The sequence below is a fragment of the Mesorhizobium sp. M7A.F.Ca.US.002.01.1.1 genome (assembly GCF_004022955.1).
Taxonomy (GTDB): domain Bacteria; phylum Pseudomonadota; class Alphaproteobacteria; order Rhizobiales; family Rhizobiaceae; genus Mesorhizobium; species Mesorhizobium ciceri.
Window position 1 is genome coordinate 1 of record NZ_RZQE01000467.1, and the last position, 4632, is coordinate 4632.

Annotated in this window: 4 protein-coding genes and 1 pseudogene; 4 read left to right on the forward strand and 1 reads right to left on the reverse strand. The window is 62.4% G+C overall.

Annotated elements, in window-relative coordinates; translation table 11 throughout:
- The 3 genes from EN932_RS29775 to EN932_RS29785 all read left to right on the forward strand — a co-directional run.
- On the forward strand, positions 1 to 519 hold a 519-nt coding region (locus tag EN932_RS29775), incomplete at its 5' end, for a transporter substrate-binding domain-containing protein (protein ID WP_128369283.1).
- Positions 520 to 611: 92 nt separating this feature from the next.
- Positions 612 to 1877 carry a cation:dicarboxylase symporter family transporter gene (locus tag EN932_RS29780; RefSeq protein WP_245461024.1) on the forward strand — a complete coding sequence of 422 codons (1266 nt, stop codon included), beginning with the start codon at positions 612 to 614 and terminating at the stop codon, positions 1875 to 1877.
- A complete protein-coding gene (locus EN932_RS29785; protein ID WP_127369438.1) occupies positions 1874 to 2671 on the forward strand; it encodes an amino acid racemase in 798 nt (265 codons plus the stop codon). Before EN932_RS29780 ends, EN932_RS29785 begins: the two co-directional genes overlap by 4 nt.
- Before the next feature lie 6 nt (positions 2672 to 2677).
- Here EN932_RS29785 and EN932_RS29790 read toward each other — a convergent pair whose 3' ends face one another.
- A complete protein-coding gene (locus tag EN932_RS29790) occupies positions 2678 to 4033 on the reverse strand; it encodes a glutamine synthetase family protein (protein ID WP_127369437.1) in 1356 nt (451 codons plus the stop codon).
- Between the two features lie 483 nt (positions 4034 to 4516).
- Between EN932_RS29790 and EN932_RS29795 the strand changes: the two are divergent.
- Positions 4517 to 4632, forward strand: a pseudogene (locus tag EN932_RS29795) (cell division protein FtsZ); the annotation flags it as partial.

A 4632-nucleotide genomic window follows, 5' to 3' on the forward strand; every position in this document is an offset into this window, starting at 1 on the left:
TTTGGCAAGCTCAGCAGGACGCTTCAGCGCGGCCGGTCGATCATCTATTCCCGCCCCTACGCCATGCTGCGGCAAGGGCTGATCGCCAACCGCCTCAACCTGGCGCGTATCGCGCAAGGCAAGCCGCCAGAACAGATTGTCCGTGATTTCTCAGGCGATCTCGGCGTGATCGAGGGCTCTTCCTTCGCCACTTATGCGGCCACGACTTTCCCACATGCGCAAATCCATCGCTTGGCAAGCTGGGATCTGATCATCGATGCGATCCGAAACGGGACGATCGACATGGCCTATCGCGATGATTTCGAGATCAAGAAGCTGATGGTCGACGATCCGTCGATGACAGTCGTAGCGCGCTCCATCACGCTGACCGACAAGGTCGATACGATCGCAGTCGGCGTGCGGCCGGACAATCCGCATCTCGCGGCCTTTGTCGATCTGTATCTCGACCTCGCGCGGGGTCAGCAGATTCTCAACACGGACGAGATCATCGCCCGCTATCGCCTGGGGAGCAAAGCCTGACAATGGCCATCTCCGACGTAGCCGGACCCCTGCCTTTCGATTGGCGCCTCGTGGCAAGGCGTATCTTGCGATCGCCGGTGACGACGATTGCGATGATTGCTGCAGGAATCCTGTGCGGCCTCTACTATCCAGACTTTGCCCATGCGATCAGCCCTGTCGCACAACTCTACCTGAATTTCCTCAAGATGGTCGTCCTGCCCTATTTGGTCTCATCGGTCATCTTCTCCATCACGGCGATGGTCCAGGACCCGAAATCGGTCCGCTACCTCGGTAAGGTGGGTATGGCCGTGCTGGTCGTGTCGTTCCTGGCCGTGCTGGTGAGCGGCACCTTGTCGCTGATCCTGCAGCCGGGCCAGATCGAGAATCCCCAGTCGCGCATCGAGCTTGGCGAGTTCATCAATTCGCAAGGCAGCGTGTCCACCGATCTCGCCTTCCCGTTCCAGCCGCCGCCCTCCAATGGGGATCCCGGGCATTCGATCCTGCTCGACCTGGTGCCGAACAACGTCTTCAATGCGCTGGCCTCGGGACAGACCATCCAGGTTCTGCTGTTCTGCCTGCTTTTCGGGCTCGCGATGGGGAAGATTCCCCAGCCCTCGTCCATGAGCCTGACGCAGGCGCTCAACGCGGTCTACAGGGCCTGTACGGTGCTGACCAACTGGTTCATCTGGGGGTTGCCCTTTGCAACCTTCATCCTGATCGCGGACCAGACCGCGTCGACCGGAACCAAGCCGCTCACGCTGATGGGCGGTTACCTGCTGGTGATGGGTCTTTCCTGCCTCATATTCGTTGCCGGCGCCTTTGCCATTATCGCCATCCGGTCGCGACGAAGCTACTGGACGACGATCAAGACCTGCCAGCCCCTTCTCATGGTGGCCATCACCACACGCTCTACGGTCGCCTCGCTGCCGTGGGTCATCAACCTTTTGAGCGAGCGCCTGCGGTTCAGCCTGGTGGTCGTGGAACTGCTGGTGCCGCTGCAGGCGGCTTTGCTGCGTACAGGCCCGGCGCTGCTCTACACTTCGGGTGCGCTGTTCATCGCCCAACTCTACGGCCATCCGCTTGCAGTCCCCGACCTCGTGCTCGTCGGCATCATCTCGGCGCTTCTCGCCCTCACCACCGGCGGCATGGGCAGCCTGCTCATCCTGTCGCAGATGTCCATCGTCTGCGGCTACCTGAAGCTTCCCTTCGAGGCGGCGTTCGCTTTGTTCGTCGCGGTGGATGCGGCCGTGGACACGTTCATGACGCTGGCCAGCGTCTGCACCGTCGCAGCGAGCACGGCAATGATCGCTCCCAGCCACAGGGAGGCGACACAGCCTGAAACCGTCTCGGGACAGCTCGAAGCCGAGCCTGCCGGATGATCGACGACAGCATCCGTCCCCAGCTCGGCATTATCGGCGGCCTCGGGCCGCTTGCATCGGCTGACTTCTACTTCAAATTGACCCGGATGACCCAGGCGTTCAGAGACAACGAACATGTGCCTGCCGTGATCCTCAGCGTACCGCAGCTGCCCGACAGGACCGAAGCCATCCTTGCCGGCCATGACGGCCCGCTGGCGCCTTTGAAAGCCGCGGTCGCGACGCTCAATGCGCTCGGCGTCGCCTGCGTCGCGATGCCGTGCAACACCGCCCATCATTGGTACGACCAACTGGCGGCGAATTCGCGCGCGGAAATCATCCATATCGGCGACGCCGTGGTGGCGGAGACGCGTCGTAGCCTGGAGCGGGGCCGGGTTGCTGTTCTCGCCACCCAAGGCACGCTGGCCTCCGGCTTCTATCAGGACAGGATGTCGGCGGCGGGATTTGAGATCTGCCTTCCCGCGAACACCGAATTTCAGGCGTGCGTCGACAGCGCGATCAGCCTCGTCAAGGCGGGTTCGATCGCGGATGCGGCGGTTGAAACCGAGCGCGCGCTCGACATCGCGCAAGCGACCGGCGCCGATGCCGCCCTGCTCGGCTGCACCGAACTGTCGGTGGTGGCCGCCAGCCTCAACGACGTGAATGGATTGGTCGTCATCGACAGCAATGCGGCCCTGGCGCGAGCCTGCCTGACGCGATTAGGGTTCGGTACGCAGGAAGCCCGAGGCCTGCCGACCGTATCGCGGCCGCCAGGACATGATTGGCCGATGCGCGCCAGCTTGGCCGTACTGGCGTAACCCGATCTAGACGCTCTCGAGGTATGTCTCGATCTCGAAATCGCTGACATTGAGCGCGAACGTGTTCAGCTCCTGGCGTTTGCAGGCCACAAAGGAGTCGCGCAGGATGGCTGGAAAAATCTCCGCCACATGCGTCCCGCTCTCGAAGGCGGCGATCGCGGATGCCCAGTCCGGCGGCAGCTTTGCCGGCGGAAGTCCCTGGCCGTCTGTGCCGATCGGATCACCTGGCGACAACTGTCTTTCGATGCCGGTCAGCGCGGCGCCCAATATGGCCGCGAGCACCAGATAGGGGTTGGCGTCGGCTCCCGACACGCGGTGCTCGATACGGCGAGCAGCGGTCGGCCCGCCCGGAATGCGGATCGCGACCATGCGGTTCTCATAGCCCCAGGCGACCGCAGTCGGCGCATAGGATCTTGGGCGCAGCCTGCGGTACGAATTGAAGTGCGGCGCGAACACCAGCGTGCTCTCGGCCATTGCCGCAAGCAGGCCACCGACTGCATGGCGCATGGTCTCCGAGCCCTGGTCGGTGCCGTCGTCGAAGACGTTGCGTCCTTCACCGTCGACCAGGCTGAAATGAACGTGAAAGCCGTTGCCCGCCCGGTCGCCATAGGGCTTGGCCATGAAGCAGGCGGCAAAGCCGTGCTTGCGGGCAATGCCCTTCACCGTGCGCTTGAACAGCACCGCATCGTCAGCCGCCCGCAACGCGTCCGCGACATGGTTCAGATTGATCTCGAACTGACCGACGCCGTTTTCGGCGATGGCCGTGTCGACGGGAATGCCTTGCGTCCGGCAGGCCTCGTAGACGTCATGGATGAAGGATTCGAAATCGTCGATTTCGTCGATCGACAGCGCCGCGTCGGAATCGAGCCGGCGTCCGGTCACCGGCGAGACAGGGCCGACCGGCCGTTGCGATTGCGGATCGACGAGGTAGAATTCGAGTTCCGTTGCCGCGACCGGGGTCAGGCCCAGGACCTTGTAGCGATCGAGGATGCGGGCCAGCGCCCGTCGCGGGTCGCCGAGATAGGGCGCGCCGCTTTCGTCGGCAAGCCACAGCGGGACAAGTGCCGTCGGATGCGCCGTCCAGGCCACCGGCAGAATGCCGCGCCCGGTCCATTGGCACAGTCCATCGGCATCGCCGGTCGAGAAAACCAGGCTGTTGCCTTCGATGTCTTCGCCCCAGACATCCAGTCCGATCAGCGAAAAAGGCATGCGCAGCTTGCCTTCCAGCGCCTTTCTTGCCTGCTCGACGGGAATGCGCTTGCCGCGCATGATGCCGTTGAGGTCGCACACCGCCGCCCTCAGGCTCTGGATGTCGGTTCTGCTTTCAAGCCAGTTCAAAACGTCCGCAATTGCATCGCTCAATTTAAAACCTCTGGTTTTCGAAGGTGCCGCAGCCTGACCGGCCGCACGTCCCTGGTAAAAATAGCTGGTGAGTTTTAGGAAAACAGACGTGGCTGTCGCCAAGCGCTTTTCCTTATTTTTTCAAGTCACTAGCTGGTATGTCGGGAGGCATTTCAAAACCAATTGCGCGATCTGCGATCGCAACATAGAGGTTGGAGGGCGGAATGCCAAGCACGAGCCGGTAAACCAGCGCGCAGCCGCTATCGGCGGGAGCGGCGAGCTCGCTGCGGTAAGATCTGGCGCACGCAGCGCCCGAGCCACGCTGTGCAAAACGGTCATCACAAATCTTGACCTCGCATGCACTTGCACCTCTGGCCGCTGTCTGGCTTTTTGGGGTACCCATCGCAACGGACTGATTCGCGTCATGCCGCTCGATTGCAATATGCCCAAGGCAGTCTGCGGGTGGGTCGTGAAGCGCGCGCAATTGACGAAGGAGAAACAGGCATGGCCGAGTTCAAGAAGCCCGAAATCTCCGAGATGAGACCCAAGATCACCGTTATCGGCGTCGGCGGCGGCGGCGGCAATGCCGTCAACAACATGATCGCCGAGCAGCTTCAGGG